Origin of the sequence: Halalkaliarchaeum sp. AArc-CO (assembly GCF_024972735.1) — an archaeon.
Classification (GTDB): Archaea; Halobacteriota; Halobacteria; order Halobacteriales; family Haloferacaceae; genus Halalkaliarchaeum.
The window spans coordinates 1,425,991-1,451,883 of sequence record NZ_CP087723.1; the positions used below are offsets into that span (position 1 = coordinate 1,425,991).

27 protein-coding genes are annotated in these 25,893 nt (G+C 65.8%); 10 read left to right on the forward strand and 17 right to left on the reverse strand.

What is annotated here, in order from left to right; translation table 11 throughout:
• Positions 1-3 precede the first annotated feature (3 nt).
• The 3 genes from AArcCO_RS07690 to AArcCO_RS07700 are packed head-to-tail and all read left to right on the forward strand — an operon-like array spanning position 4 to position 2,250.
• Complete coding sequence (locus tag AArcCO_RS07690) at positions 4-1,266, forward strand: exonuclease RecJ (protein WP_259536308.1); 1,263 nt, start codon at positions 4-6, stop codon at positions 1,264-1,266.
• Positions 1,263-1,616: a KEOPS complex subunit Pcc1 gene (locus AArcCO_RS07695; RefSeq protein WP_259536309.1), complete on the forward strand. Its 354-nt coding sequence runs from the start codon at positions 1,263-1,265 to the stop codon at positions 1,614-1,616. The genes AArcCO_RS07690 and AArcCO_RS07695 overlap by 4 nt, the downstream gene beginning before the upstream one ends.
• On the forward strand, positions 1,609-2,250 hold the full coding sequence (locus AArcCO_RS07700) for a 30S ribosomal protein S3ae (protein WP_259536310.1): 642 nt from the start codon (positions 1,609-1,611) through the stop codon (positions 2,248-2,250). Before AArcCO_RS07695 ends, AArcCO_RS07700 begins: the two co-directional genes overlap by 8 nt.
• A 42-nt stretch (positions 2,251-2,292) precedes the next feature.
• Here the strand turns inward: AArcCO_RS07700 and AArcCO_RS07705 are convergent, their stop codons facing one another.
• The 3 genes from AArcCO_RS07705 to carA form a co-directional block, all read right to left on the reverse strand.
• Positions 2,293-2,706, reverse strand: a complete 414-nt coding sequence (locus tag AArcCO_RS07705) for a plastocyanin/azurin family copper-binding protein (protein ID WP_259536311.1) — start codon at positions 2,704-2,706, stop codon at positions 2,293-2,295.
• Between the two features lie 96 nt (positions 2,707-2,802).
• Positions 2,803-3,675 carry a 5'/3'-nucleotidase SurE gene (gene surE / locus AArcCO_RS07710; protein WP_259536312.1) on the reverse strand — a complete coding sequence of 291 codons (873 nt, stop codon included), beginning with the start codon at positions 3,673-3,675 and terminating at the stop codon, positions 2,803-2,805.
• Positions 3,676-3,814: 139 nt separating this feature from the next.
• Positions 3,815-4,876, reverse strand: a complete 1,062-nt coding sequence (carA, locus tag AArcCO_RS07715) for a glutamine-hydrolyzing carbamoyl-phosphate synthase small subunit (protein ID WP_259536313.1) — start codon at positions 4,874-4,876, stop codon at positions 3,815-3,817.
• Positions 4,877-4,973: 97 nt separating this feature from the next.
• On the opposite strand from carA, the gene AArcCO_RS07720 reads away from it, so the two are divergent.
• From AArcCO_RS07720 to AArcCO_RS07735, 4 genes are all read left to right on the forward strand, one after another.
• Complete coding sequence (locus AArcCO_RS07720; RefSeq protein WP_259536314.1) at positions 4,974-5,387, forward strand: Lrp/AsnC family transcriptional regulator; 414 nt, start codon at positions 4,974-4,976, stop codon at positions 5,385-5,387.
• Positions 5,388-5,459: 72 nt separating this feature from the next.
• Positions 5,460-6,071 carry an isopentenyl-diphosphate Delta-isomerase gene (gene idi, locus AArcCO_RS07725; protein WP_259536315.1) on the forward strand — a complete coding sequence of 204 codons (612 nt, stop codon included), beginning with the start codon at positions 5,460-5,462 and terminating at the stop codon, positions 6,069-6,071.
• Between the two features lie 161 nt (positions 6,072-6,232).
• Complete coding sequence (locus AArcCO_RS07730) at positions 6,233-7,039, forward strand: NRDE family protein (protein ID WP_259536316.1); 807 nt, start codon at positions 6,233-6,235, stop codon at positions 7,037-7,039.
• Positions 7,040-7,064: 25 nt separating this feature from the next.
• Positions 7,065-7,418, forward strand: coding sequence for a helix-turn-helix transcriptional regulator (locus AArcCO_RS07735; RefSeq protein ID WP_259536317.1), 354 nt, complete (start codon positions 7,065-7,067; stop codon positions 7,416-7,418).
• Between the two features lie 19 nt (positions 7,419-7,437).
• On the opposite strand, the gene AArcCO_RS07740 is transcribed toward AArcCO_RS07735, so the two are convergent.
• The 8 genes from AArcCO_RS07740 to AArcCO_RS07775 all read right to left on the reverse strand — a co-directional run bounded on the left by AArcCO_RS07740 (position 7,438) and on the right by AArcCO_RS07775 (position 15,422).
• A complete protein-coding gene (locus AArcCO_RS07740; protein WP_259536318.1) occupies positions 7,438-7,911 on the reverse strand; it encodes a GNAT family N-acetyltransferase in 474 nt (157 codons plus the stop codon).
• A gap of 26 nt (positions 7,912-7,937) precedes the next feature.
• Positions 7,938-8,753 carry an archaeal proteasome endopeptidase complex subunit alpha gene (gene psmA / locus AArcCO_RS07745; RefSeq protein ID WP_259536319.1) on the reverse strand — a complete coding sequence of 272 codons (816 nt, stop codon included), beginning with the start codon at positions 8,751-8,753 and terminating at the stop codon, positions 7,938-7,940.
• A gap of 4 nt (positions 8,754-8,757) precedes the next feature.
• Positions 8,758-9,237, reverse strand: a complete 480-nt coding sequence (locus tag AArcCO_RS07750; RefSeq protein WP_259536320.1) for an Rpp14/Pop5 family protein — start codon at positions 9,235-9,237, stop codon at positions 8,758-8,760.
• A gap of 12 nt (positions 9,238-9,249) precedes the next feature.
• A complete protein-coding gene (locus AArcCO_RS07755; protein ID WP_259536321.1) occupies positions 9,250-9,882 on the reverse strand; it encodes a class I SAM-dependent methyltransferase in 633 nt (210 codons plus the stop codon).
• The gene (locus tag AArcCO_RS07760; RefSeq protein WP_259536322.1) at positions 9,866-10,615 is read right to left on the reverse strand and encodes an RNase P subunit p30 family protein; all 750 of its coding nucleotides are present in this window, start codon (positions 10,613-10,615) and stop codon (positions 9,866-9,868) included. Before AArcCO_RS07760 ends, AArcCO_RS07755 begins: the two co-directional genes overlap by 17 nt.
• Before the next feature lie 5 nt (positions 10,616-10,620).
• Positions 10,621-13,134, reverse strand: coding sequence for a dihydropteroate synthase (gene folP / locus AArcCO_RS07765; RefSeq protein ID WP_259536323.1), 2,514 nt, complete (start codon positions 13,132-13,134; stop codon positions 10,621-10,623).
• A gap of 66 nt (positions 13,135-13,200) precedes the next feature.
• Positions 13,201-13,968, reverse strand: coding sequence for a putative universal stress family protein (locus AArcCO_RS07770; RefSeq protein ID WP_259536324.1), 768 nt, complete (start codon positions 13,966-13,968; stop codon positions 13,201-13,203).
• 2 nt (positions 13,969-13,970) lie between these two features.
• A complete protein-coding gene (locus tag AArcCO_RS07775) occupies positions 13,971-15,422 on the reverse strand; it encodes an APC family permease (RefSeq protein WP_259536325.1) in 1,452 nt (483 codons plus the stop codon).
• A gap of 157 nt (positions 15,423-15,579) precedes the next feature.
• On the opposite strand from AArcCO_RS07775, the gene AArcCO_RS07780 reads away from it, so the two are divergent.
• Both AArcCO_RS07780 and AArcCO_RS07785 read left to right on the forward strand, forming a co-directional pair.
• The gene (locus tag AArcCO_RS07780) at positions 15,580-17,007 is read left to right on the forward strand and encodes a serine hydrolase domain-containing protein (RefSeq protein ID WP_259536326.1); all 1,428 of its coding nucleotides are present in this window, start codon (positions 15,580-15,582) and stop codon (positions 17,005-17,007) included.
• Between the two features lie 26 nt (positions 17,008-17,033).
• Complete coding sequence (locus AArcCO_RS07785; RefSeq protein ID WP_259536327.1) at positions 17,034-17,642, forward strand: peroxidase-related enzyme; 609 nt, start codon at positions 17,034-17,036, stop codon at positions 17,640-17,642.
• Between the two features lie 54 nt (positions 17,643-17,696).
• Here the strand turns inward: AArcCO_RS07785 and AArcCO_RS07790 are convergent, their stop codons facing one another.
• From AArcCO_RS07790 to AArcCO_RS07805, 4 genes are all read right to left on the reverse strand, one after another.
• A complete protein-coding gene (locus tag AArcCO_RS07790; RefSeq protein WP_259536328.1) occupies positions 17,697-18,473 on the reverse strand; it encodes an HpcH/HpaI aldolase family protein in 777 nt (258 codons plus the stop codon).
• 77 nt (positions 18,474-18,550) lie between these two features.
• Entirely contained in the window at positions 18,551-18,727 is a 177-nt protein-coding gene (locus tag AArcCO_RS07795) for a hypothetical protein (RefSeq protein ID WP_259536329.1), read from the reverse strand.
• A gap of 142 nt (positions 18,728-18,869) precedes the next feature.
• Positions 18,870-19,994: a phosphotransacetylase family protein gene (locus AArcCO_RS07800; protein ID WP_345780880.1), complete on the reverse strand. Its 1,125-nt coding sequence runs from the start codon at positions 19,992-19,994 to the stop codon at positions 18,870-18,872.
• Positions 19,987-22,134: an acetate--CoA ligase family protein gene (locus AArcCO_RS07805; protein ID WP_259536330.1), complete on the reverse strand. Its 2,148-nt coding sequence runs from the start codon at positions 22,132-22,134 to the stop codon at positions 19,987-19,989. The genes AArcCO_RS07800 and AArcCO_RS07805 overlap by 8 nt, the downstream gene beginning before the upstream one ends.
• 146 nt (positions 22,135-22,280) lie before the next feature.
• On the opposite strand from AArcCO_RS07805, the gene AArcCO_RS07810 reads away from it, so the two are divergent.
• Positions 22,281-23,819, forward strand: coding sequence for a glutamate-cysteine ligase family protein (locus AArcCO_RS07810; protein ID WP_259536331.1), 1,539 nt, complete (start codon positions 22,281-22,283; stop codon positions 23,817-23,819).
• Here AArcCO_RS07810 and AArcCO_RS07815 read toward each other — a convergent pair whose 3' ends face one another.
• Both AArcCO_RS07815 and thiD read right to left on the reverse strand, forming a co-directional pair.
• Complete coding sequence (locus AArcCO_RS07815; RefSeq protein ID WP_259536332.1) at positions 23,820-24,239, reverse strand: CBS domain-containing protein; 420 nt, start codon at positions 24,237-24,239, stop codon at positions 23,820-23,822.
• Between the two features lie 69 nt (positions 24,240-24,308).
• On the reverse strand, positions 24,309-25,691 hold the full coding sequence (thiD, locus tag AArcCO_RS07820) for a bifunctional hydroxymethylpyrimidine kinase/phosphomethylpyrimidine kinase (protein WP_259536333.1): 1,383 nt from the start codon (positions 25,689-25,691) through the stop codon (positions 24,309-24,311).
• Between the last annotated feature and the right edge of the window lie 202 nt (positions 25,692-25,893).

Below are 25,893 nucleotides of genomic sequence, written 5' to 3' on the forward strand. Positions count from 1 at the left end.
CCAATGTCCGGAACCGACGCGGTCGGTCCGTCCGCCGACGCGACAAGCGTCGCCGCTACCGTCCGGGAGGCATCGTTCCTGACGCTGCTTTCCGACACTGACGGCGATGCGATCGCCGCTGCGGGACTCATCGCAGGCGCCGCACGGACCGCAGGGATCCCGTTTCAGGTCAGGTCGACCGACGACCCGAACGGCCTGCTTTCGACGGGACTCCCGAACGACGGCCCGGACGAGCGGACGCTGGTTGTGGGACGCGAGTCGGCGATCGCCGACGCGTCCCTGCCAGGGAAGGTGTCGACAGCCGACGGGGAATCCGCTAGCGCGTCCGCCTACCGGACGGCAATCGAGCTCGACGACGATCCCGATCCGGTGCTCGCGCTCGCAGGCTCGATCGCGGCCGGGGCGGTACCCGGAGACGACGGCACCGCGGCGATCCTCGAACGCGCACGGGAACGGGACCGCCTCGAACAGCGACCCGGCGTCGGGCTGCCGGTTCGGGAGCTCACGGACGGGCTCGGCCACTCTGTGCAGTTTCTCGCCCCGTTTTCGGGTGATCCCGATCGGACCGCGGAGATCCTCGACGAGTGGGGACTCCCGACGGACGCCGATGCGGGAGAGCTGGAACCCGGCCAGCAGGAACAGCTCGCCTCACTGCTCGCAATCGAGGTGACGACCGCCGAGGGGGCGGTCCCGGAGGCGGCGGCCGCGATCGAGACAGCGTTGCGACCGTACGCGATCGACGGCCCGTTCGAAACGCTAGCCGGCTATGCGGAGGTACTCGACGTGCTGGCCCGCGAACGACCGGGAACCGCGATCGCGATCGCACTCGATCGCGACGACCGAGAAGGGCCGAACAGCTCGAACCGATCTCCCCAGCTTCGCGAGAGCGCACTCGAGGCGTGGCGCGCCCACGCTCGAGGAACCCATCGAGCGATCGACGCCGCGACCACCGGGCGATACGACGGCTCGCTGCTCGCGCGCGTCGACGCCGACCCGGCCGTGCTGCCGACGATCGCCAGACTTCTGTGCGACTACCGGTCGCCGGAGCCGGTCGTGGTCGTGATCCAGCAGGGCGCGGACGGTGCCGGCGGAGCAGCCGCCGGGGCGAACCGGGATCCCGGGGGAGGTGGGCCGGCGCTCGGCGAGGCGTTCACGGACGTGGCTGCCGAATTCGACGGCACCGGCTCGGGAACGACCACAATCGCGACTGCGAGGTTCGACGGTGACCCCACCGAGTTCGCGGCCGCCATCAGGGAACAGCTATGACAGGAAACACCGCCGACGTCGACACCGAATGGGACCGCGGGGATCACCGCCGGTTCGCGCGGATCGAGACGGCACACGACGATCCAACGGCCGTCGCGGCCGCGGTCGCGCCGGACAACACCGCCGACGTCGACACTGAGGCGGTCGAATCCGACGGCGTGGTTCGAACCAGAATCCGGCGGGAGACGACCGGCGGGCTCCAGTCGACGGTGGACGACTACGTCGTCAACCTGATCGTCGCAGAGCGGCTCTCCGGGATCGCCGCCGACCACGCCGACGCCCTCGGCTATGACGGAAACAGCACCGACAGACGAACACGACACGAGACAGACGACACACATCATGAGTGAACGATCAGTAAGCAAGCAGAAGCGAGGTAAGCGATGGTACACCGTGATCGCGCCCGAGCAGTTCGACCGGGCGGAGATCGGCGAGACCGTCGCGGAGGAACCGGACATGGTCATCGGACGAACCATCGAGACGACGCTGGGCGACATCACTGACGACGCCGGCGCGAACAACACGAAGTTGACGTTCAAGATCACGGATGTCGGCTCCGACTCGGCGTATACGGAGTTCGTCAAACACGAGCTCACGCGGGACTACCTGCGATCGCTCGTGCGTCGGGGCGCATCGAAGATCGACGCGTCGATCACGGTGCTCACGACCGACGACTACCGACTGCAGGTCCAGCCGGTCGCGTTTACGACCAAGCGTGCGGACCGCTCCCAGGAGGAAGCGATCCGCCGGATCATGATCGATCAGGTCGAGGCAGCCGCCGAAGACCGCACGTTCGAACAGTACGTCGACAGCATTGTCGAAGGACGTCTCTCCTCGGCGATCTACGGTGACGCGAAGGAGATCTACCCGCTTCGTCGCGTCGAGGTCCAGAAGCTGACGCTCGAGGCGCGTCCCGAGGAAGTCGCCGCAGAAGAGGAAGCCGCCGTCGACGTCGACGCCGAAGACGTCGCCGTCGACGAGTAACCCTCGAGGATCTGCCGCAGACGAACATTCTTCGAGTCACTGTCAGTCTTCGACGAAGACGCGGCCGGTCATGCCTCCAGTTTCGTGGGGAACACAGACGTATCCGTACTCTCCCGGCACCTCGAACGTGTGCGAGAAGGTGTCGCCCGATTCCATGATCCCGCCGTAGTCGTCCCACCACTCCTGACGGGCGGTCAACTCGTCGTCGTAGCCCCCGCTTGCGAAGTAGTCCGCGTCCTCGGGGATGAGGTTCTCGTAGGCGGTCACGGTGTGGGCCCGCGCGCTGGTGTTTTTCCACACCACCGTCGTTCCCACTTCGACGATCAGCTCCTCGGGAACGAACTCGGTTGCGGTCATCCCGACGTCGTACTCTTCGTCGCCCAGCACGCTCGAACAGCCCGCAAGACCCGTAACCGCGGCGGTGCCAGCGGCCGCGAGAACCCGACGCCGCTTCATAGCGATCATTCGGGGCGTCACGGATAAAGGGTTCGCGGTTCAGCCGGATGGATCCCTTCGGTCCTCACGGGACCCCCGAACTGGCGGAACAACGGCCTAATCGCTCGCAGCCGGTTCCTCGGGATCCAGCGAGAACGTCTCCCCGACCATCTCCGTCGAGACGGGACGGCCGACCGACAGCGGCGAGACCGAAATCTCCCCGTCGACGGCCGCCCGACGGTCGGTCCCCACCGGGTCGGGAACGTCGAGGTTCAAAAACGAACGCCAGAACCGGTCGCGAAGTTCGATTCCCGCCTCCCCGCGTGCAGTCACTTCCGGATCAGTCGGATCGACGGTCGTCACGTCGTATCCGGTCGCCGGTCGGGTAAACCTCATCGGCGGGAAAGCCGACTCCGGCCACCCGTCTTCACCCCTGGGGTTGCCGAGGGTTCGTGCGGAGTCGGGGGCAGGTACGTTCACGTTCAGGTAGTCGGCTCCCTCGATCGGACCCGTAGAGAGCCACCGGTCGACAAGCCGGCAGGTGACGTCGGCGGCGACCGCGAAGTCCTCGACCGACGGGACCGCGTTCGTCGGCGGCAGATCGGAGAGATCGTACAGCGACATCGCGATCCCGGGAACCGAAAGCAGTGCCGCCTCGTGGGCTGCGCCGACCGTTCCCGACCGACCGAGGATGTGTGCACCGATGTTCGGTCCGTCGTTGCAGCCGGACACGACAAGCGACGGTTCGAGTTCGAGCCCGGCGAACGCGAAGGCCACGCAGTCGGCGGGCGTCCCCCGGACGGCGTAGCCGAGCTCGTGGTCGTCGTACTCGAGGGTGGTCTCCCACCAGGTGCGAGCGCCGCCGGCGCCGCTTTGGTTCGTGGCGGGCGCGACGACCGTCACGTCGTACTCCGAAGAGAGGGCGTCGTACAGCGCCCGAATCCCGGGCGCGTCGATCCCGTCGTCGTTCGTGAGCAGGAGTTCGGTCATACCTGTAGCTGTCGCCGGACGGTGATAGATGCACCGAGAACGGTTGGACGGGACGCCGATGCCGAGAGGCGCCGCTGCGGGAAACGAAACGAACGAAGCCTCACACCAACCTCAATCTACCGACCTCAATCTACCGACCTCAATCCGCTGCAACCGGCACTCGACGCTCCGCCAGCTCGAGTACGTCGTCGAAAAAGCCCAGCGAGTCGTGCGGTCCCGGGTTGGCCTCGGGGTGGTACTGACGGGTGATGACGTCCGACTCGGCACACTCCAGCCCCTCGACCGTGCCGTCGTTGACGTTCACCTGCGTCACTTCGAGGCTGCCGACCTCGTCGACGGTGTAGCCGTGGTTTTGAGTCGTCATCACGACCTGGTCGGTGCGGAGGTCGCGGACGGGCTGGTTGACTCCACGGTGACCGAACGCCATCTTCTCGGTGGTGCCGCCGAACGCCCGGGCGACGATCTGCTGTCCCAGGCAGATCCCCGCGATCGGGACGTCGCCGACGAACGACTCCACGAGCGACTGGGCCTGCTCGAAGTTCGCGGGATCGCCCGGCCCGTTCGAGACGAACAGCAGATCCGGATCCACCGCGGCGACCTCCGACTCGCTCGCGTCGTACGGGAGGACGTGGACGTCCGCACCGCGGGCGGTAAGCGACTCTATGATCGATCCCTTGACGCCACAGTCGACGAGCGCGACGTCGTACTCGCCGCCTCCATCGTAGGTCGTCGCCGAGGGAACGCTCACTTGTGAGCCGATATCTACGTGATCGCTCATCCCTTTCGCGTTCGCGAGCTCCTCGCGTGCGTCCGCCGGAGTCGCGTCCGGTCCGGCGGCGATCCCGCACCGCATCGCCCCTTCTTCCCGGACGGTCGTCACCAGTTCCCGCGTGTCGAGGTGGTCGATCGCCGGCACGCCCTCGTCTGCGAGCCACGCCGCCGCCTCGTCGGTGAACTCGCGGGCGATCGCAGCACGGGGGTGGACGCGGTCGGACTCGAACCGCTCCGCTCGGACGCCGTAGTTTCCGATCAGGGGGTACGAGAACGTGAGGATCTGCTCTTCGTACGAGGGGTCAGTGAGCGACTCCTCGTACCCCGTATAGGCAGTCGTAAACACCAGTTCGCCACGGGTGCGCCCCGGCGCACGAGCACGTGCTTCGAACACGCGTCCGTCGGCCAGCGCGAGGTAGGCGTCCGACATTACGAGATACGAATGGACTCCCGGGTAATAAGTGCGTCGTTCGAAGCGACGTTACGAAATTCGTAATCGGTAAGGGACTGGAAATACATTTTCGTACATGGACGACCTCGACCGTCGCATCCTGAACATCCTCCGGCGGGACGCTCGAACGCCCTACACGGAGATCGCAGAGTCGGTCGGAACCTCTGAAGGAACCGTCCGCAACCGGGTCGAACGCATGACCGAGGAAGGAGTAATCGAGCGGTTCACGGTTACGACCCGGACGGGGAACGTGAAGGCGATGATCGAGATCTCGGTGGCGATGGACGTCGACACCGCCGGCGTCTCCGAACGGATGGCCGACTGGGCGGAGGTAGACTTTGTCTGGCAGGTGTCCGGGGAGGAAGACGTCGTGTTGATCGTCGACGCCGTCGACACGCGCGCGGTGAACGAACTGATCTCTCAGGCCCGGGAGATGGACGAAGTGAAAAGTACCAAGACGCGGCTGATTCTCGACGAGCGGCTGGGATAGCCGATCCGCTCACCCCTGGAACCCGGAGCAGACACCGAACCCTTATTGTGTCCGCTGTCCGTCACGGCGCACATGAGTTCCGAGCAGACGGACGCCGAGAGTGGGGCCGACTCCGGTGGCGCGGACAGCCGTTCCGGCGACGAGCCGGTCCACGAGAACGCGCGACAGGACGTCATTGCGGTCGATGCGGACGACAGTGCTACGGGGACGGTCAACAGACTCGAAGCACACACCGGGGACGGCGTCCGACACCGGGCGTTTACCTGCATGGTGTTCGACGGCGAGGGGCGGATCCTGCTCGCACAGCGGGCTCCCGAAAAACGACTCTGGGACACCCACTGGGACGGAACGGTCGCCTCACACCCCGTCGAAGGGCAAAGCCAGAAGGAAGCGACGAGACAGCGCCTCGAGGAGGAGCTCGGCGTGACGCCGGACCAGTACAGCGATCTCCGTGTCACCGACAAGTTCGAGTACAAACGCTACTACCCGAACCAGGGCGTCGAGTGGGAGGTGTGTGCCGTGTTGCAGGTCACCCTCGAGGACACGACGCTGTCGCCGGACGACGCCGAAATCGGCGGGCGGATGTGGGTCGACTACGAGCACTTCCACGAAAACCCGAAACTGTACCGCCAGCTCAGGCTGTGTCCCTGGTTCGAGATCGCCGTACGTCGGGACGTCGCCTGATACTGGTTATTGTAGTGATTGACCGGACGATCGGCCACCGGATGGGCCGATCGTCCGGTAACGGCCGAGAATAATCATTATGAAAGCGCCGAATAAAGCGCCCGGAAGCGGTCTCTCTGTGCCTATTGGCTTTTATAAGTAGTGCCGTCGTACCCCGACCCGTGTGTACCCTGACACTCGCCTGGCAGGTGTTCCCCGACGCGCCCATCGTCGCGGCGGCGAACCGGGACGAGGCGACCGACCGCCCGTCATCGCCACCGAAGATTCGTTCGGACGGGATCGCAGCGTCTACGGGCGAACCCGGTCCAGCCGTGCTCGCGCCGGTCGACGACCGGGCTGGGGGAACCTGGATCGGCCTCAACGATCGGGGGGTGTTCGCTGCGATCACTAACCGCTGGAACGCGTCCGACCTGAAGGGGGACCGTTCGCGGGGGCTTCTGGTAGCGGACTGTCTCCGTTCGGATTCGGCAACGGACGCGGCGAGACACGTCGAACGGGAGCTCGACCGGACCGCATACGAGGGATTCAACCTCGTTCTCGCCGACGCCGAGAGCGCTCATCTCCTGGAGTGGACCGGCCGCTTCCAGGTTCGCAGCTTCGCTCCCGGCGTTCACGTCGTCGTCAACGTCGGCGCGGACGGGGTCTACGAGATTCCCCACGAGCGTGCCGAACTCGGTGAAACGCAGGCGCAAAACGCCGACGAACTCAGAGCTCGCCTCCAGCCCGAGCCGGGAGAGACGGCCGACCGCTGGCTCGACCGGGCGGGCGGAGCCCTCGGGGATCACGAGGCGGGAGTCTGCGTACACGGCGACGGCTTCGGTACCCGGTCGTCGTCACTGGTTCGGCTTTCGAGCGACGGCGACGTACGGTACGACTACGCCGACGGACCCCCCTGCGAGACGCCCGCAGAACCGGTCGACCTCGACGGGACGTTCACGATCGAAGCAGAGCGAGAGAGCAGGTTTTAAGCGACTCGCAGGCGGGTGTACGTGTATGAGCGTCTCCGAGGAGGAAGCTGAACTGTCGGCCGACGAGCTCGCTGGACTCGAGCTCGTCCGAGAGACCGGGGGAATCCACCAAAGCGACTTCTGGAAGGAGCTGGACATCTCCTCGCGGAAGGGAAGCCGGATCGCGGACAAACTCGAGAGTACGGATCTCATCGAGCGGGAAGAAACCGTCTACCAGGGACACAACACCTATCTCCTCCGACCCACGGCGCGCGACCTCGACTTCGAGCTTTTGATGGCAGGCGACATGCTCTCCCCGTTTATCGGCGAAGAGGAGGTCAACCCGCAAAGCGACGCCTTCTCGCAGTGGTTGATGAACCTCGCGTACGAGGAGTCCTGAAACGGGACGCCGGCGGACCTCACTCAATGTAGCGTCCCATCCCTTTCGACCCCGGAGCGACGGGTTCGAACCCCCACTGTTCGTAAAACCCGTCGACGTCGGCGATCAGGTTCACGTACGCCCCCGTGGGCGCAGTCTCCTCGAGGTACGCCATCAACCGATCCATGATTTCCGTCCCGATCCCGTTGCCCTGGTGGTCGGGATGCACCGCCACGTCCGAGATCTGATACACTGCGCCGCCGTCGCCGACGATCCGCCCCATCCCGACGGTCGCCCCGTCGTTGCTCTCTTCGTGAACGTCGTCGGTAGTTGCGGTGCGTTCGGATGTGCCGTCGACGGTAACAACGACCCCGTACAGGGTGCCCGGCAGCCCGCGCCGGGCCGACTCGACCGTGCGGGGCGTCATCCCGGAACGGCGGCGGAGTTCGGTGAACCGTTCGGGGGAGGGCGTGCCGGGTTCGAACGCGTACGCGTCCGTTCGGTCGGCGACCATGTGGGGCGGATGAGGTGAGCGGGCCGTTACTGCTCGGTGTCGTCGCTTTCGTCTGTGTCGTCTTCGCCTGCTTCTTCGTCGTCTTCGCCTGCTTCTTCGTCGTCTTCGTCGCTTGCAAGCAGATCGTGCTCCTCCAGAATCTCCTCGATCTCCTCGGGCGACCGATCGTGGAACTGTTCGTCCTCGACCGAGACGGTCGCGACGCCGACGCCCTCTGGCGTGAGCCCCTCGTCGTTGCTCTCGGCGATCGCCTCGAGCGCGAGACCGATCCCCTCCTCGAGGGTGATCTCGTCGTGGTACCGCTCCTCGAGGAAGTTTCTGATCTCCGACCGGTTCGATCCGATCGACAGCGCCTTCCACTCGTAGGGTGTCCCGGAGGGGTCGGTTTCGAACAATCGGGGTTCGCCGTTGGAGACTCCGCCGATGATCAACGCGACGCCGAACGGGCGCGCGCCGCCGATCTGGGTGTACTGCTGGATGTGGTCTGTCACCGTTTTCGTCAGGGTCTCGATGCCGACCGCTTCGCCGTACCGGAGGTGGTTGATCTGGGCGAACCGCCGGGCGAAGTCGATCAGCTGCCGGGCGTCGGCGACGTGACCCGCCGAAGCGATTCCGACGTGGTCGTCGGCCTTGTGGATCTTCTCGATGCTCGCCGGCTCCATCAGCGAGGAGCGCGGGCGTTTGTCCGCCGCGAGCACGACTCCGTCGGCCGTCCGGATGCCGACGCTCGCGGTGCCTCGCTTGACCGCCTCGCGTGCGTACTCGACCTGATAGAGCCGTCCGTCCGGCGAGAAGATGGTGATCCCGCGGTCGTACGCCTGCTGTTGGGCTTGTCCCTGCATAGTATCACTCGAAATCGAGTCCCGTCGCGCCCACGAACCCCTCGTCGGTCCGGACGTCGTACGCCTCGTCGCGTTTCCACGCGGACCGACGCTCGTTCGCGAACGCCACGTCTCTCTGGTTGGTTTTTCCGCCCGCACGTCCTAAATACCTTTCCGAACACGCCCGGACTGTTCCCGAAACGCCCCGCACGCGGATGCCGACCGGCGCCCCGCCGATCTCGTCCACGCAGGCGATCGCCGCCCTGGCGGGGTCGACCTCGCCGCGCCGAACGCGAACGACCGCTTCACCGTCGCCGTCGGCGAACCGGAACGCGAACACTCGGAGGTCGGCGTCTGCGCTCCCCGGATCCCCCAGAAGGTTGCCGGCAGCGTACCACAGTTCGCGCTGGAACGCGCCCCGGTCGATCGACGTGTCCGGCCAGGACTCGATTCCGACAGCGAGATAGCGCCACCGGGGCTGGAGATGTTTCGGGAGGTGTTTCATCGGATCATCCTCTCATTCCAGTGTGCCGTTAGACCGCCCGTCCCCGGCGTACTCGCCGACGAGCACGCCCACCTGTGGATGGACGTGCTCGACGGCGGTGATCGCGAATCCCGCGTCGGTGAACGCGTCCGCAAGAACCCCCACCGTCGCCGGGTCGTCCACCTCCGGACTGTAAAACGGTTCCTCGGGGTCGGGCTCGCCGAAGAACATCACGTCACCGAGGACGAATCGCCGGGGTTCGAAGCCGGCAACGACCTCGATCGCCTCTCGCTTTTCCTCGTCGGCGAGGTGGTGCAACGCGAAGTTCGAGGTGACCACGTCGGCGGGGCCGTCGTAGTTCGGCTCCCGAAACGAGCCGGTTCCGAACGAGACGTTGTCGAGGGCGGCTTCCTCGCGTTTTCGCTCGGCCTCTTCGAGCATGCCCTCGCTTATGTCCCGACCGACGACCCGGTCGGCGTCGGGAGCAAGCGCCAGCGCGATCGCACCGGTACCGGTCCCCAGATCCAGGACGACGTCGCTGGATTCGGGCGCCGCGTGCTGTATCACCAGACCGGCGCAGGCGCGGTACTCCTGCGTGTTCGAGTCGTCGTACTCGTCGGCCTTCTGCGAGAAGCGCTCGGCGTGTTCCTCAATACTCCGTTTCATATCTCCCACGTTCGATCCCCTCCCCAATGAACGACTCGGAGAGCCGTCGTCGGTTTCGATCTGCGATCTCGCCCCAGCGCTCGAGCCCCTCTCGTATCTCCCCCTCATCGAACCCGATCTGTACACCGAGTGCACACAGCTCCCGAACCGAACGCACTCGGAGGTGGGAGTCTGGACGGACACTCACGACGAACGGCGCCCCGTAGTGCTCGGTCAGCTCCCGCAACTTCCGGAGCCGCCCGAGGGCTCGAACCCGGCGACCGCCGGAGAGCCGGACCACTGGAGAGAGGTCGTACTCGATGGCGACGTCGTTGTCGCGGGCCGCCTTCACGAGCACGTGATTTACGTCACCTCCCTCGGTTCCGCCAGCTCCGTCGTCGCCGAACGGCCGGGAGAGAACGTCGACCCGGGAGTCCTCGAGCGCGGCGCGGTTGACACCGGAATCGCCGCCGCGAACGATCACCACGACCGTTCGGTCCCGAACCGATGAGACGACCCCGCCGACCCGCGTCGGCGAATCGGGAACGATTTCGACGCCGGAAACGACGTCGACGCCGTACGGATCCGATCTCTCGGAGTCAGGGGCCGGTAGAGTCGGGCTCCCGTCGGAACGACCCATCTGCGACCGCAGGATGACCCCACCGTAGCCGTACTCCCCAGCGGTTTTTGCGAACCTGTTCGCGGTGGCGTTCCCGTCGGGGTACGGGAGCACCGCCTCGTACGGTTCGCTCACGGAACTCACCACCTGTCGCTCTGTTTCGTCCCCTCGCGGGTTGCGGCCGCGACGTTCACGGCGGCGACGTTTTCGGGGACGTCGTGGACGCGCACCACGTCAGCCCCTCGATCCGCTGCGATCGCGGTCCCGGCGATGGTCTCGGCGTACGCCTCGCCCGCCTCCCCGCCGGCGCGTTCGAACATCGACTTGTGAGAGTGTCCCACCAGTACCGGACAGCCAAGCGCCTGGAACTCCTCGATGCGGTCGAGCAGTTCGAAACTCTCTTCTGGTGACTTTCCGAATCCGAGTCCCGGATCGATCACGACGTTCTCCCGGGGAACCCCCGCCTTCTCGGCGAGCAGCACCCGCTCGCGGAGGTCGCTCAGTACGTCGTCGACGACGTCGTCGTACTCGACGTGTTGCCCCGGAACGACCGGCGCGTCGACGCTGTGCATCACCACGACCGGGACGTCCCGGTCTGCCGCCAGGAAGCGCATCTCCGGATCCTGGAGTCCGGTCACGTCGTTGAGAACGTCAGCGCCCGCATCGAGCGCCGCCTCGGCGACGGCGGCCCGACGACTGTCGACCGACACCAGTGCGTCGACTTCCGAGACTGCCTCGATAACCGGAACCACGCGTCGAATCTCCTCCTCGACGGAGATCGGTTCGGCTCCCGGCCGAGTCGACTCGCCGCCGACGTCGACGACGTCCGCGCCGGCCTCGACCATCGTCTCGGCCTGGGCGACGGCGTCCTCGAGGTCGTAGTACTCGCCCCCGTCGTGGAACGAGTCCGGCGTGACGTTCAAGATCCCCATTACTGCGGTCCCGTTCTCCCAGGGATAGGTTGGGTCGTCGACGCCGGAAGTTTGCGTCCGGCTTTTCGGTTCCGGTTCCGATTTGAGACGCCGACGCAGTTCGGCTGCGATCGTCGGGAGCCCGACGCGGTGGCTCTCGAGGGCGTCGATCAACCGGTCGAACTCGAGACGGGTCCCCGACAGGACAACGGACACCCGTTCGCCCGATTCGACATCCGAGACGCCACACTCGCCGCCGGCTCTGAGGAGTTCGGTACGGACCGTCCGGGCCTCGCCGGGCTCGAGCCGTGTGCGAACGACGTGGTGTGTCATCCCGTCGGCCAGGCGATCGGCCGCGGATGGCGCAACGTCGGCGTCGGCGAGGAGCCGTTCGGCATCTGTACGGCTCTCGACGCGCGTCGGTATTTGAAGCCGCGTGTACGCCGATCTCGCCTCACGGACGGCCGACAGCGATCCAGTGAGCAACACGGCGTCGTCGTCGCCGGCACGTTCCCGGGCGTCGGCGAACGCCTGCGGGATCGAACTGGCCGTTTCGACGACGGTCTCCCGGTCGACGGTGGCCTCGGTCGCCCTCGCGAGGACGTCGGCGTCGGCGGCCCGTTCGAGGTCCGCCTCGCAGACGGTCACGCGCGCGGCGTCGGGCAGCGCTGCGGCCATTCCGGCGTGATCTTTGTCGTGCATCGCCGCGAACACGATCTCCAGGTCGTCGTACGCGAACGTCGAGAGCGTCTCGGCGACCGTCGCGCACGCGTCGGGGTTGTGGGCGCCGTCCAGCACCACAAGCGGTGACTCGGAGAACACCTCGAAACGTCCCGGCCAGTTCGCCCGTCGGAGCCCTCGATGGAACGGGGTGTCGGAGCGCCCACCGTCGCTTTCTCCCGGTTCGGCGACCGAATCGAACCCGATCACCTGGCCGGCCAGGGCGACTGCGACCCCGGCGTTTGTGGCCTGGTAGTCACCCAGGAGAGGGATCCGTGCCTCGAACTCCCACCCGTCGCCGACGATCGACACCGCCGATTCCTGACTCGAGACGCGACCCTCCGGCCGCACGACGACGTCGCGGTCGGCCTCGACGCCGACGGTGAACAGCTCGCCTGCAACCTCTCGGAGCGTTTCGAGGGCGTCGCCGCTCGCGGCGGTGACGAGTGGGGCGTCGACAGGCGCGACGGCCGCCTTCGTCCGGGCGATCTCCTCGACTGTGTCGCCCAGCACGTCGGTATGCTCGAGGGACACGTTCGTCACACAGGAGGCGATCGGGTCGACGGCGCTGGTCGCGTCGTACTCGCCCCCCATCCCGACCTCCAGGACCGCGACGTCGACGTCGGCGCGTTCGAACTGCCACAGCGCCATCGCGGTGACGACTTCGAAGAACGTAAGCGGATCGTCGGCGGGCGACCGGTCGACGAGCCAGGGTCGAACCTCCGAGACGAACTCCGCGATCGCGGCGTCGGCCATCGGCCGCCCGTCGATCCGGACCTCCTCGCCGAGATCTCCGAGATGGGGGGAAGTGTACAGTCCGACAGTGTTTCCGTCCGCCCGGAGGATCGATTCGACCATCCGCGCGGTGCTTCCCTTGCCGTTGCTCCCGGCGACTTGGATACTGTCGAACGAGTCCTGGGGGTTTCCGAGCTCCGCGAGCAGTTCCTTCACCGAGTCTGTACCCGGATCGATGGCGAATCGGCGGAGGCCGAAAAGGAAATTCGCCGCCTCGTGATAGTCCATATCTCCGAATCCGCTGGCATCCGTTTAGCAGTAACGGACGCCGCCGACGCTTCCGCTACTCGTCGTTCACTGGGGCTCGCCGGTGTCGTCCTCGCCGGGATTCCCGCCAGGTTCCGTTTCGGGCCGTTCGCGCTGGACGACGACCACCGGGCCGAGGAACCGCTCTGCGACCTGTTTGGCCCGCATTCCGAACACGAACGTCGCGATCGACGGGTCCGACTCCCCCATCACGACCGCGTCGAACTCGTCTGCGGCGTCGGCGATCGCCTGCTTGGGATCCTTGCCACGGCCGATGCGCGTCTGGACTGCGCTCTCGTCCATCCCCAGCTCTGTCAGGCGATCAGCGACGCCGTCTAAAAGGGTCTGGACGTCCTCGTCTGTTTCGTCTTCGGCTGCGAGGTGGTACAGCGTCACTCCGACCTCAGTGTCCGCGAACAGCCCCGCCACCACGCGGGCGATGCGGTCGACGCCGACGGTTCCGCGGACTGCGACGAGTACGTCCTCCGGCGGGCCGGTCGCCTTCGGAACGAGTGCGGCGACACAGTCGTGTTCGTAAATCATCCGGTCGATCGTCGTCTGCCCATCGTGTGTGAACACGAGTCGGGTTTCGACGGTCGCCCCGGACTCCTCGAGTATCTCCTCGAACTCGTCGAGGCGCTGTGAGGCGCGCTCTTCGAACTGCATCCGTGCCTGGCCGGGCGCAGTCTGGTCGGGGATGACGTGATAGCCCAGCAGGACGACGTGAGCGTTCGCGAGCAGGTCTGGGACGCCCTCCGGGATCGATTCCCCCTCGAGGATGCGGATCGGAACGAGTACGTTGGGTCTGTCTGTCATGGTCAGAAGTCACCTTTGAGTTCGACGGTTCCGGCGTAGTACCGGTACCAGAGGTACGAGAGGATCATCACGCCGATGCCGATGACGATCGAGGCGGGCTGCATGAAGACGATCAGCCCGAAACTTGCGACCGCGCCGATTCCTGGCAGGACCGGAAAGCCGGGCATCCGGTAGCTCGGTTCGTACCACGCCGGGGCACGACGGCGCAGCACGATCACCGCAATGCAAATCAGCCCGTACATGATCAAATGGAGGAACGAGGCCACCTCTGCGAGTACCTCGACCTGCCCGGTTGCGGTCAAAAGCAGGATCGGGCCACCGGCCGCCAAAAGCGCGACGTGTGGAGTGCCGTATCGGAGGTTGATCTCGCTTGCCTTCCGGGGCAACAGCGCGTCCCGGCTCAGCGCGTACACGGTTCGGGAGGCACTCAGGATCGAGGCGTTCGCGCTCGAGAAGGTCGCCAACAGCCCGGCAAACAGGATCGCGACCGCGCCAGGCAGTCCGACGAATTCGCGTGCAACTTCGACCATCGCCGTCTCTCCGAACCCCGCGAGTTGCTCCGCAGCGAACGCGCTGGTCGCAACGAAAATCGTCGCCACGTAAAAGACCGTCACGACGATCACCGAGCCGACCATCGCGAGCGGGAGGTTCCGGCTGGGCTGTTTGATGTCGCCGGCGACCGTCGCCACCTGTGCGAATCCGAGATACGAAGTGAACACGAGCGCGGCAGTGGTCAACACAGGCAGATAGCCCCGCGGGAAGAACGCTTCTGGCACCGTCTCCCGGCCGAAAACGCCCACCGCGTCCAGCGCACCGTACGACAGGAAGACCGTTAGGATCACGAGCAGGATCCCGACGACTGCGTTCTGAATTTTGGCGGTGTTTTCGGTTCCGCCGATACTCAGCGCGGTCAACGCGACGGCAAACAGCAGTCCCAGCGGAATCACCGGGCTGACCGGGAGTCCGATGCCGACCTCCGCGAACACTGCTGCGGCGTAGTGACCCAGTCCGACCAGGTAAAACGCGGAGGCGAAAACGAGTCCGAGCCACAGCCCGAGCCCGACGATTGCGCCGTACCCGGTGCCCATGCTCCGGGAGACGAAGTAATACCCCCCGCCACTTCGGGGCATGGCCGTCGCGAGTTCCGACGCCGGCAGGGCGACCAGCAGGGCGATGACGCCCCCGATGGCGAACGACAGGGCGGCCGCCGGCCCCGCATTCCCAGCAGCTAGCCCCGGGAACACGAAAATCCCCGCACCGATCATCGTGCCGATCCCGATCGCGAGCCCGCCCGCGAGCCCGATCGTCCGTTCGAGTTCGACGTCGTCGTCGTGAACTGTCGCGCCCTCGGTAACTGCCTCTGGTTCGTCTTCGGGCCGGACTCCTTCGACGTTCGCTCCCGTCCCGGCGACCTGTTCTCCGTCGATCGGCACCTCGACGTCCCGATCGGCCATATCGAATTACTCACATAACAGGCCAATAAGTGTGCCGTCAAAAGCAGGATTCGAACCCACCGCCCTGTCGTCGTCCCTAGTACGTGGGGTGGCGTTCGAACCGGCCGTCTCTCTCGGTACGCGGGGTTTGAAGTCGGCTGGCCGCACGGATAGCGATATGGCCGAGCTACCGACCGACACCCGACGGGAAATCGCGTCCTTCGTCCGCGAGTGGATGAGCGAGGCGAACGTCCCGGGAGCGAGCCTCGCTGTCACCGACCGCAACGAAGTCGTCTACGCCGACGGGTTCGGTTCCCGCGACCTGGCGAGCAACGCGCCGGCGACGCCGACCACGCTCTACGGGTTCGGCTCTGTCACGAAGTCGTTCACGGCGCTGGCCGTGCTCCAGGGGGTCGAGAACGGCTGGTTCGACCTTTCGGATTCGATCGCCGATCACACGCCGGCCGCCTTCGACGGGGCCGAGGAGGTGACGCTCCATCAGCTGCTGACACACACTTCGGGGCTGCCGTCCCTGGGGACGAGCGAGGTACTGATTGCGCGCCAGGGCGGTGCCGGGGAACACGGGATCCCTCTCGGCGACATGGACGACGTGTACGCCCACGTCGACGGCGCCGGGGACGAACGGGACGCACACAGCGAGGGACGATTTATGTACAACAACGAGGGGTACGTCCTGCTCGCGGACGCCGTCGAACGAGCCAGCGGTCGGCGGTTCGCCGACTATTTCGACCGGGAGATTCTCGATTCGCTCGGCATGGAGCGCTCCCGGCTGCTCTCGGATCACCTCCCTGGACCCGACGCAAACAGCGACGGCGACGGCGACGGCGACGGCGACGGCAACGGTTCCGGCGAGGACACAGTAGATGTGATGACGCCGTACCGTCCGGGCGAGAACGGACCCCAGGAGGCGTCCCTTCCAGTCCGGGAGCTGAGCCACGGGCCGGGCGGCCTCTTCGGCACCGTCGGGGAACTCGCCGCCTATCTTCGGTACCACCTATCGGGCGGTGAACCGTTTTCGGACGGCACGCAACTCGTCGATCCGGACCTGCTATCCCGAGCTCACGAGGGCCACGTCGACACCCCGTCCGGGCCGTACGGCTACGGCTGGCGCACCCGTGAAATCGCCGGGAGACGGCTGATCGGACACGGGGGTTCGATCATGGTCTCGACCGCGTACGTCGGGTTTCTCCCCGAGGAGGGCCTCGGCGTCGCGATTGCCTGCAACGTCGGCGCTCGGCCACATCCGACACAGGTCGCGGAAGGGATTGTCGCTATCCTACAGGACGAAGACCCCGCCGACGTTGTGCCGTACTACGCGTACCGCGACCGGATCGATCCGCTGTTGGGACGCTACGAGGCGTACGCGGGGATCCGGGAGGCAACCGTCGAGGAGCGCGACGGTGTCCTGTGGGTGACGCTCGAAAACGGGATCGACGAGCGAACCGTCGCACTCGTCCCCGAGGACCTCGATGCGTGGCAGTTCCGGACGCGAACCCGGGGCGGCCGGCAGTCGGCAGTCGGGTTCGTCGAAACCGACGACGGGATCGACCTGTTCCTCGAACGGCTCCGTCTGCACCAGATTTGAAGGGTTCGTGTGTCGAACCGCCGATCATGAGCGGATCCGAACCGACGCTTTCCGACGACGCACAGCGCAACTTCCCGGTGCCGGAGTTCGGCGAACTCCCCGCAGATCTGCAGGAACGAATCGCCCAGGAGACCGCCGACGCCGGCTTCACGCCGAACGTGTTCGCGGCGCTCGCGCACAGACCGGAGCATTTCCGGCCGTTCGTCGACTTCCACGACGCGATCGTCGAGGAGAGTGCGCTCGACCGGGCGGAAATCGAAATGATCGTCGTCGCCGTCTCGGGGGTCAACCACTGTCTGTACTGCAACGTTGCCCACGGCGCGCTGTGTCGGATCTACGCCGGCGATCCACAGCTCGCCGAGCAGCTGATCTCCAACTACCGTACCGCCGACGTAAGCGACGCCCACCGGGTCATGCTCGAGGTGGCCGTGAAACTTACCGAACGACCAGAGACAGTTACTCGCGAGGATCTCGACCGCCTGTACGACGCCGGATTCTCCGAGGCGGAAGTGTGGGACGTCGGCGTCGTCGCGGCGTTTTTCAACCTCTCGAACAGGCTCGCGACGTTCGCCGACTGGCGGCCCAACGACGAGTTTTACGAACTGGGACGGGTCAAACCCGACGGCAGCGACTGATCGGAACCCGAGAACTGACGGAGGAACACCCCGCCGCGTCAGCAACCTGCTCTCCTACTGTTCCTCCAGAAGCTCCCTGCTGTGGGCGAGCGCCTCCGTCGCCCCGTCGACGACGTAGAGCAGATCGATGCCGGCGACGAGGTAGTCGACGCCCCACGCGAGCCGTTGCTCGCGTTCGGTCGCGTCGGTGGCTAACGTCCCGATGGCGACGTCGTTTTCCCTGGCCGCAGCAAGTGCCCGATCCACCGCGTTTTGAAACCTGTCGGTGTCGTACTCGCCGAGCTGCCCCATCGACAACGAGAGGTCCATCGGCCCGACGAACACGCCGTCGATCCCGTCGACGGCAGCGATCTCGGCTGCGTTGTCGATCGCCTGCTCCGACTCGAGCTGGACGTGAAGCGCGAACGCGTCGTCGTTGGCCTCGACGGCCTCGGCGAGCGAGAGACTGTATCCCGTCGATCGCGCGGGTCCGATCCCCCGGCTGCCGGACGGCGGGTACCGGACGGCGCGAACGATGCGCTCGGCCTGTTCGGGGGTGTCGACCATCGGGACGAGAATCGCGTCGGGACCGAGATCGAGTGTTCGCTGAAGCGTCGTGGGGTCGTCGTCGGCGACGCGGACCATCGTCTCGGCGTCGCCGTTGGCGGCGTCGATCGCCCGGAGCATCTCCGCTACGGTCTCGTCGGACATCGGCGAGTGCTCCGCGTCGACGACCACGAAGTCGTACCCGACGCTCGCTGCGAGTTCGGCCGTCGACGGGTGTGGAATGAATCCCCAGCTTCCGATCAGTGCCTCTGCCGTGGCGCCGGCATTCTCGAAGCCTGGTTCCATACTACTCTCCCCGAGAGGGGGGCACTATAAAGTCTCGGCCCGGCCCTCGGGCCGTGTCGAGAGATAGCAGAAACCGCTTACACCTCGCTCGTCGAGGTCCGTCGTCTCCCGAACCGACCGGGCGGGGTCGGACCTTGCGACTCGCCGCAGGCGGGACAGATCGGATAGCCGAGGTCGTCGTATTCGACCGACCGTCCCTTGAACGCGGCGGTGCAGTTCCCACACCGAAGGTTTGCTTCCCAGACGAACTCCATGAGCGTGAGATAGTCACGAAGCCCAATAGGTATGGGCCGCCTGAAGCCGATCGAGTTTCTCCGAGAGAACCAGCCCGCGTTCGCAATCGACCCCGTCGGAGTCTGGCGGTAATGTGACGTTACCGACCGTCGCTGTGACGGTTCACTCGAGGAGTCTGTCGGCGTCAGCGTGTTCGCGCAACAGTCCCCGCATCACTTCGACGGTCTCCGGCGACCGGGTACGCCCGCTACGCACGACGTTTTCGGCGCGCTCGATCGCGGTGAGCGTGTCGGTGTTCAGCGCGAGCACTGGCATGCCGGCTTCGGTGGCCTTCCCCAGCACGGCACTGGACGGGCGGTGACCGCCGGTGAGCACCAGACACCGCACGCCCGGCGCCTCGAGGGCCGCCGTCTGGACGTCGGAGCGATCGCCGCCGGTGATCACTGCCGCGTCCCGGGCGCGTCTGAAGTGGCGGAGCGCAGCATCCCCGCCCATCGCGCCCACCAGGAACCGCTCGACAAAGGCGTCACCGGGCACATCCGTGAGCACGTCCGCGCCGAGTTCGTCCGCCAGATCGTCGACGGTGACCCCGGACAGTTCTTGCACCTCGGGGATCGCGCCGAAAACCTCGACCCCCTCCGCTTCGAGGAAGGGGATCGCGTCTCGTTCGAGCCCGTCGTAGGCGGCGTCGTCGACAGCGTTGAAGATGATCCCGGCCAGTCGGTCACCGAACGCGTCAGCCGCCCCCAGCAGTTCGTCGAGATCGCCCGGCTCCTCGTAGTCCGCCACGAGAACGACGCGGGCGTCGAGCAGCTCCGCGACGTCGACATCGGTCAGATCGATGACGCCGCCGGTCGTGTACCGACCGCCGCCCTCGATAAACATCAGGTCGTGTCCGGATCTGAGGGAGTCGAACGCCTCCCGGACGCGGTCGCGCAGCTCTGTGGGGTCCTCGCGTCCCTGGATCGCCCCCTCGATGAACGTCGGCGAGTAGACGACCGGCTCGAGGTCGTGCATTTCGGCCTCCAGCCCCAGCAGTTCTCTGGCCAGCATCGGATCCGTATCGAGCGTCTTGCCCACTTTGCTTTCGAGGCGGGTTCCCTTCGGCTTCATGTATCCGACCGAGCGTTCCTCCGTTGCGTGGGTCGCAAGCGCCAGCGTGACTGCCGTCTTTCCGGTCACGTCGTCGACGGCCGAGATCAGGATCGTCTCGATCTCGCCGTCCCGGTTCGACGCCGTGGTTTCAGTTTCGGTACCGCCGTTTTCCGTCGGTGTGTCGTCAGTCATTGTGTTCCGCCTCTAGTTGCTCCGGATCGACAGTAAGTGCGATGTCGACGGCCGTAACGCCCGTCGTCTGCTGTTCGTCGTCCGCGTCTCCCGTGGCTTCGGGAAGCGCGACCAGTGGATTGATGTCGAGTTCGAGGATCGCCGGGAAGTCCGTCACGAGCTGTGAGAGCCGCTGGACAGTCTCGACGATGCCGTCAACGTCGACTGGGTCGCGTCCGCGAGCGCCGCGCAGCAACGGTGCTGTCTTCACCTCCTCGGTCATCTCGCGAGCTTCCGATTCCGCGACCGGCGCAACGCGGAAGGCGGTGTCTTCGAGTACCTCCACGAAGATCCCGCCCAGTCCGAACATCAACAGCGGCCCGAACTGTGGATCGCGGTTCATTCCGACGATGGTCTCGATGCCGTCCTCGAGGTCGACCATCTCCTGAACCTGAACCCCGAGGAGATCCGCGTCGGGCTGGTAGTTGCGCGCCCGAGTGACGAGATCTTCGTACGTGTCGGCTACAGCTTCGTCTTCGACGCCGACGGCGACGCCGCCGATGTCGGATTTGTGAAGGATGTCCGGGGAGACGATCTTCATCACCACCGGCCCCTCGATATCGCGGGCGACCGACTCCGCTGTGTCGGGGGAGTTTACGATGTCGCCGTCGGGGATCGGAATACCGTAGGCGTCGAGGAGGCCCATCGCCTCCACGCCGAGCCGGTTGTCGTCGCGGCCACGGACAGCGCCGAGTATCTCCCGTGCGCGTTCTCGGTCGACGTCGAACTCCGTCGACGCTTCGTACTCCCGTTCGGTGATGCGTTTGTAGCGTGCTAACGCATCGAGACTCGAGACCGCCCGTGCCGGATCGAAATACGAGGGGATCCCGTACTCCTGCAGTTCCCGTCCGGCGGCCCTGGCGTCGTCCCCACCCATCAGACAAGTGGCGATCGGGAGACCGGTGTCGGCCTGGACGTCCGCGGCCGCCTCCGCGAGGTCGTCGAAGGAAAGCACTGCGGTCGGCGCCGACAACACCAGCGCCGACCCGACGTTGTCGTCGGCGAGCACGATCTCGAGCGCCTCCCTGAACCGGTCGATGTCCGCGTCCCCGATGATGTCCACCGGGTTGTGGATGTTCGCCTCCTCGGGCATCGACTCCTTGAGCCGGTCGGTGGTTTCCGGGGTGAACGCCGCCATCGAGAGGTCCGAGTCCCCGATCGCGTCGGTCGCCATCACGCCCGGCCCGCCGGCGTTGGTGATCACCGCGACGTCCGCGGTCTCGGGAAGCGGCTGTCCGGCGAGCACTCCGGCGTAGTCGAACAGCTCCTGAACCGACTCCGCGCGGAGCACCCCCGCCTGATCCAGCCCGGCCTCGTAAGCCCGGTCGGAACCCGCGAGCGTCCCCGTGTGGGATGAGGCGGCCTGCGCGCCAGCGCTCGTCCGGCCCGACTTGACGAGCACGACCGGCGTGTCGTTCGTCACCTCGCGTGCAGTGTCGATGAACTCCCGGCCCTCCTCGATCCCCTCGAGGTAGCCGATGACGACGTCGGTCTCGTCGTCGTCCCCCCACGTCCGGAGGAAGTCCGTCTCGTCGAGCACCGCCTTGTTCCCCAGCGAAACGACGTCCTTGAAGCCGATTCCCTGATCGTTCGCCCAGTCCAGGACCGCGGTGATGAACGCGCCAGATTGGCTCATAAACGAGAGCCCCCCGGGAATCGCGTTCTCGGGGCCGAACGTGGCGTTCATACCCGACGGCGTAGACATGATCCCGAGACTGTTGGGCCCGACGAGGTTCAGCCCGTACTCCGTGGCGATCTCCTGGAGCCGCCGTTCGCGCTGTGCGCCGTCGGCGCCGGCCTCGCCGAAGCCGGCCGTGATGACGACGACGTTTCGAACGCCAGCCTTCCCGCACGACTCGATCGCGTCGATCACGATCGAGGGCGGGACAACGACCACCGCGAGGTCCGCGTCGGCGTCGTCGACGTCGCCGACCGCGGTGAGGCCGAGCACCTCGTCGTAGTTTGGATTCACCGGAACCACCTCGCCCTCGAAATCGTCGAGGAGGTTCCGGGTGATGGCCCGGCCAATCGATCCCTCTCGGGGTGTGGCGCCGACCACCGCGACCCGGTCTGCCGTGAATAGTTCCGATACGACTCCCATCTTTAGAAGCTTCGCAATCCGAGGTTAAAAGCCTCCTGACGCCGAAGAACTTCAGCATCGATGATTATACGTTCGTCGAACTACGGCGGTTTTCGACGGGAGCCGCCGACTTTAACCGTTTGTCCCGTCCCAGTGGGGACGTACGTATGAGCGAGGACCTCGCGGAGTCGGTTCGGGACGTGCTCGAGGTCGATCCCGAAGCGTTCCGCTCGCGTGCGGCCGCCGACGCGGAAGTTGTAAAGGAAGCCATCCACGAGGGGACCTTCGACAACCACCAGTCGATCGTCGGTCTCGAGTACGAATTCTACGCGGTCGCCGACGGACGCTGGTCCGGGGAATCACAGGGTGGGAAGTACGCGCTGATGCGGGTCCCGCGCCGATTGCTCGAATTGATCGGCTTCGAGAAGGAACTGGGGCTGCACAACGCCGAGATGACGACGAACCCACAGCCGTTCAACGCCCACGGGTTGCGGGCACAGGAGGCGGAAGTTCGTGCCCGCCTCGAGGCCGCGTTGAACTGTACGAGCGCCGAGGGGATGCGGCTCGTCAGCGACGGGATGTGGACGATCCCGCCGGTGGGCGAGACCGCACGAGAGTATCTCACCGACAGCGTCACCGACAGCGGGATCCGGATCGCGACGAACATGAGTCGTGCGGTGCGGTATCACGCGATGGCAAACCAGACGGGCGACGGCCGGACAGTTTCCGTCGACGCACCGCTTGTCGATCTCTCGGCGGACACCGTGATGCCAGAGAGCCTCATCACCTCGATCCAACCACACTATCAGGTGAAGCAAGCGGTTGACCTCGCCCTCGTGTTCAACTACGCTCTCCGGGTTGCCGGCCCGTTGCTCGCGCTGTCAGTCAACACCCCGGTGTTCCCCCCGGACCTGTACGCCGACGGCACCTCCGGCGATGACGTCCTCGCGGACGGGTGGCACGAGAACCGGATCGCCGTGTTCGAATCGGTGCTCAACGCCGCCGCAGACGCCGAGAAGGTCCGATTCCCGAGAGATCTCACGGACGTCGAGGAGGCAGTCGATCGCGTCGCCAACGACGAGCCGTTCGTTCCGATGCTGCCGTCGTCAGGGGACCGGTTCGACGACTCCTTTTCCACCCTGCGGGAGAAACACGGCACCTACTGGCGGTGGGTTCGTCCGGTGTTCGACGGCGCGACGAGATCGGAAGCCAACGCGCGAATCGAATTCAGGCCGATTCCCGCACAACCGACGGTTCGGGACACGACCGCGGTGCAGGCGGCATTCGCTGGTCTGATGGAGGCGCTCCCCCGCCGGGAGCATCCGATCCGCGAACAGCCGTGGGAGAAGGCGCGCGAAAACTTCTATGCCGCCGTCCGCGACGGGTTCGAGGCAGACATGGTCTGGATCGACGCAGCCGGGGAGACGGTCACCGACACCGAACAGCTGTTCGGAGACCTCCTCGATCACGCGGAGATCGGTCTCCACGCTGCCGGCTGTAGCGAGCGCCAGGCTGAAGAGATCCTCCGACCGCTCCGGTTCCGGGTGGAGTCCGGGAGGACGCCCGCTGGCTGGAAACGCGAAAAGATACGCGAGTGGATCGAATCCGGTCGTTCGCTGAGTGCCGCGATCCAAGGAATGCAACGCGCGTACATCGAACACCAGGTCGACACGTTACTCGACGGGTCGTTCGAAGAGTGGATCTGATCAGTACTCCGGCCGCTGTGCCCGGAGCACCTCCGCGAGCTGTTGTTTCTCGTCGGCGATGAGTTCGATCAGATCGTCTGCCGAGATGATGCCCACGAGCTCGCCGTCCCGGCACACGGGTAGCCGCCGAATGCCGCGATCACTCATACGCGCCGTCGCCTCGTAGAACCCGGCGTTCCACTCGATCGTACACAGGTCCTCGGTCATCACGTCAGAAGCGGTGGCCGCCGTCGGATCACTCCCCTCCGCGAGGATCCGTACGGTCAGATCGCGATCCGTGACGATGCCGACCGGCTCGGTTCCGTCCACGATGACGACGCTGCCGACGCTCTCGTCCCGCATCGTCGTTGCGAGCTGGGTCGCCGACGTGTTCGGTTCGGCCGTCACGACGTCGCTTCTTGCGAGATCGTCCACTGGCATGTTGTGTTCCCTCCCCCAGGTGAACGACGACTGGGTACCTTAATAAATTATCATTATTGTTCTTCGTAGTCAGGAATCGGCGCCGCCTTTATGAAGTTCTCCGAGGACGGTTTCCAGTCTATTTCTAAGTGTTTCCGAATCCGAAGCGAGCAGGCGGGTCATCGCTTCCTTTCCCACGTCGCCCCGGTCGAACACCGCCGAGGGCGTTTTCTCGGCGCGTTCGAACGCTCGACCGGCGGCCCAGCCCATCGTCGATCCCTCCTCGTCGGGCGCGGGTTCCTTCGAGCGGTCGATCTCGACGACACTCTCGAGGGCCGACAACGCCGATTCGACGTCGTCGTCGAACCGGAGGTTCGCCGCAAACCGGAGGGTCGAATCGTGTTCCCGGGCGGAAAGCAGGAAGCGGGCGACGTGGCTTGATGCGCCGAATCGGACGCCGCGATTCGGCCTGACACCGGAACGAGTTCGAGTGATCCGCCCTTCGACGGCTGCAGTCTCGACGGTCGCCTCGGCGTACGGCGTGGCACCGACCACGTTCAGCCCGACCTCGGGGACGAGCGGTCGTGCGTCCATCTCGATCAGGGAATCGACGACTTCCTCGACTGCTTCTGCAGTGGGATGTCGCGAGGCACGCTCCCGAATCTCGACCAGGTGATGCACCGGACCCGGGCCGGTACCGACGTCGTGGTGATACCGGACCGCACGCTCCAGGAACGCCATTCCGGTTCGAACAGCCTCCTCGAGCTCCTCACCCCGCGCGAGTCGCGCGGCGATCGCACTCGAGAGCGTACAGCCGGATCCATGCGTCGCGTCAGTCCCGACGCGCGGGTGCTCGAAGATCATCGTTTCTTTGTCGCCGGCGAAGGCGAGCACGTCGCGTATCCGGTCGCCCGGAACGTGTCCGCCTTTCACGAGGGCGGCGTCGGCACCGAGTTCGACGAGTCGTTCGCCCGCCTCTCGTGCGGTGTCTTCTCCCTCGGGTTCGATGTCGGTCAGCACGCCAGCCTCGTCTGCGTTCGGCGTCACGAGCGTCGCTTCGGCGATCAGGTCCTCGTAGGCTGCTTCAGCCTCCGATTCCAGCAGCCGATCGCCGGACGCAGCGACCATCACCGGATCGACGACGAGGGGGATCGACATCTCGGCTGTTCGTTCGGTGACTGCCTCGAGAACCTCTCGAGTCCCGAGCATCCCAGTTTTGGCGGCCCGAACGTCGAAATCCGAGCGGACGGCGTCGATCTGTGCCTCGATCTCCGAAACTGGAACCGGATGGGTCGACTCGACGCCGAGCGTGTTCTGTGCGGTGACGCTCGTGACGACGCTCGTCCCGAAGGTCCCCTGCGCCTCCATCGTTTTGAGGTCGGCCTGGATGCCGGCGCCGCCGCCGGAGTCGCTGCCGGCGATCGACAACACGACTGGTTTCCGTACGGGTGCGGCGCGTCTCTGGGTTCCCATGTGTGACGCTATAACGGGAAGATACTAATCGGTGGTGTCGGTGGTAACAACTGGATTGTATCACCTACTTATTTCGGCATTGAGCTACGATCCTCCGGCATGAGCAAAGCGGGACACGAACGGGGCGAGTGTCTCGAAGACGCCAGCGGCGAAGTCGCGGGCGAAGCAACGCCGCCGGAGTCGGGTGAGCCGTCGACTGACG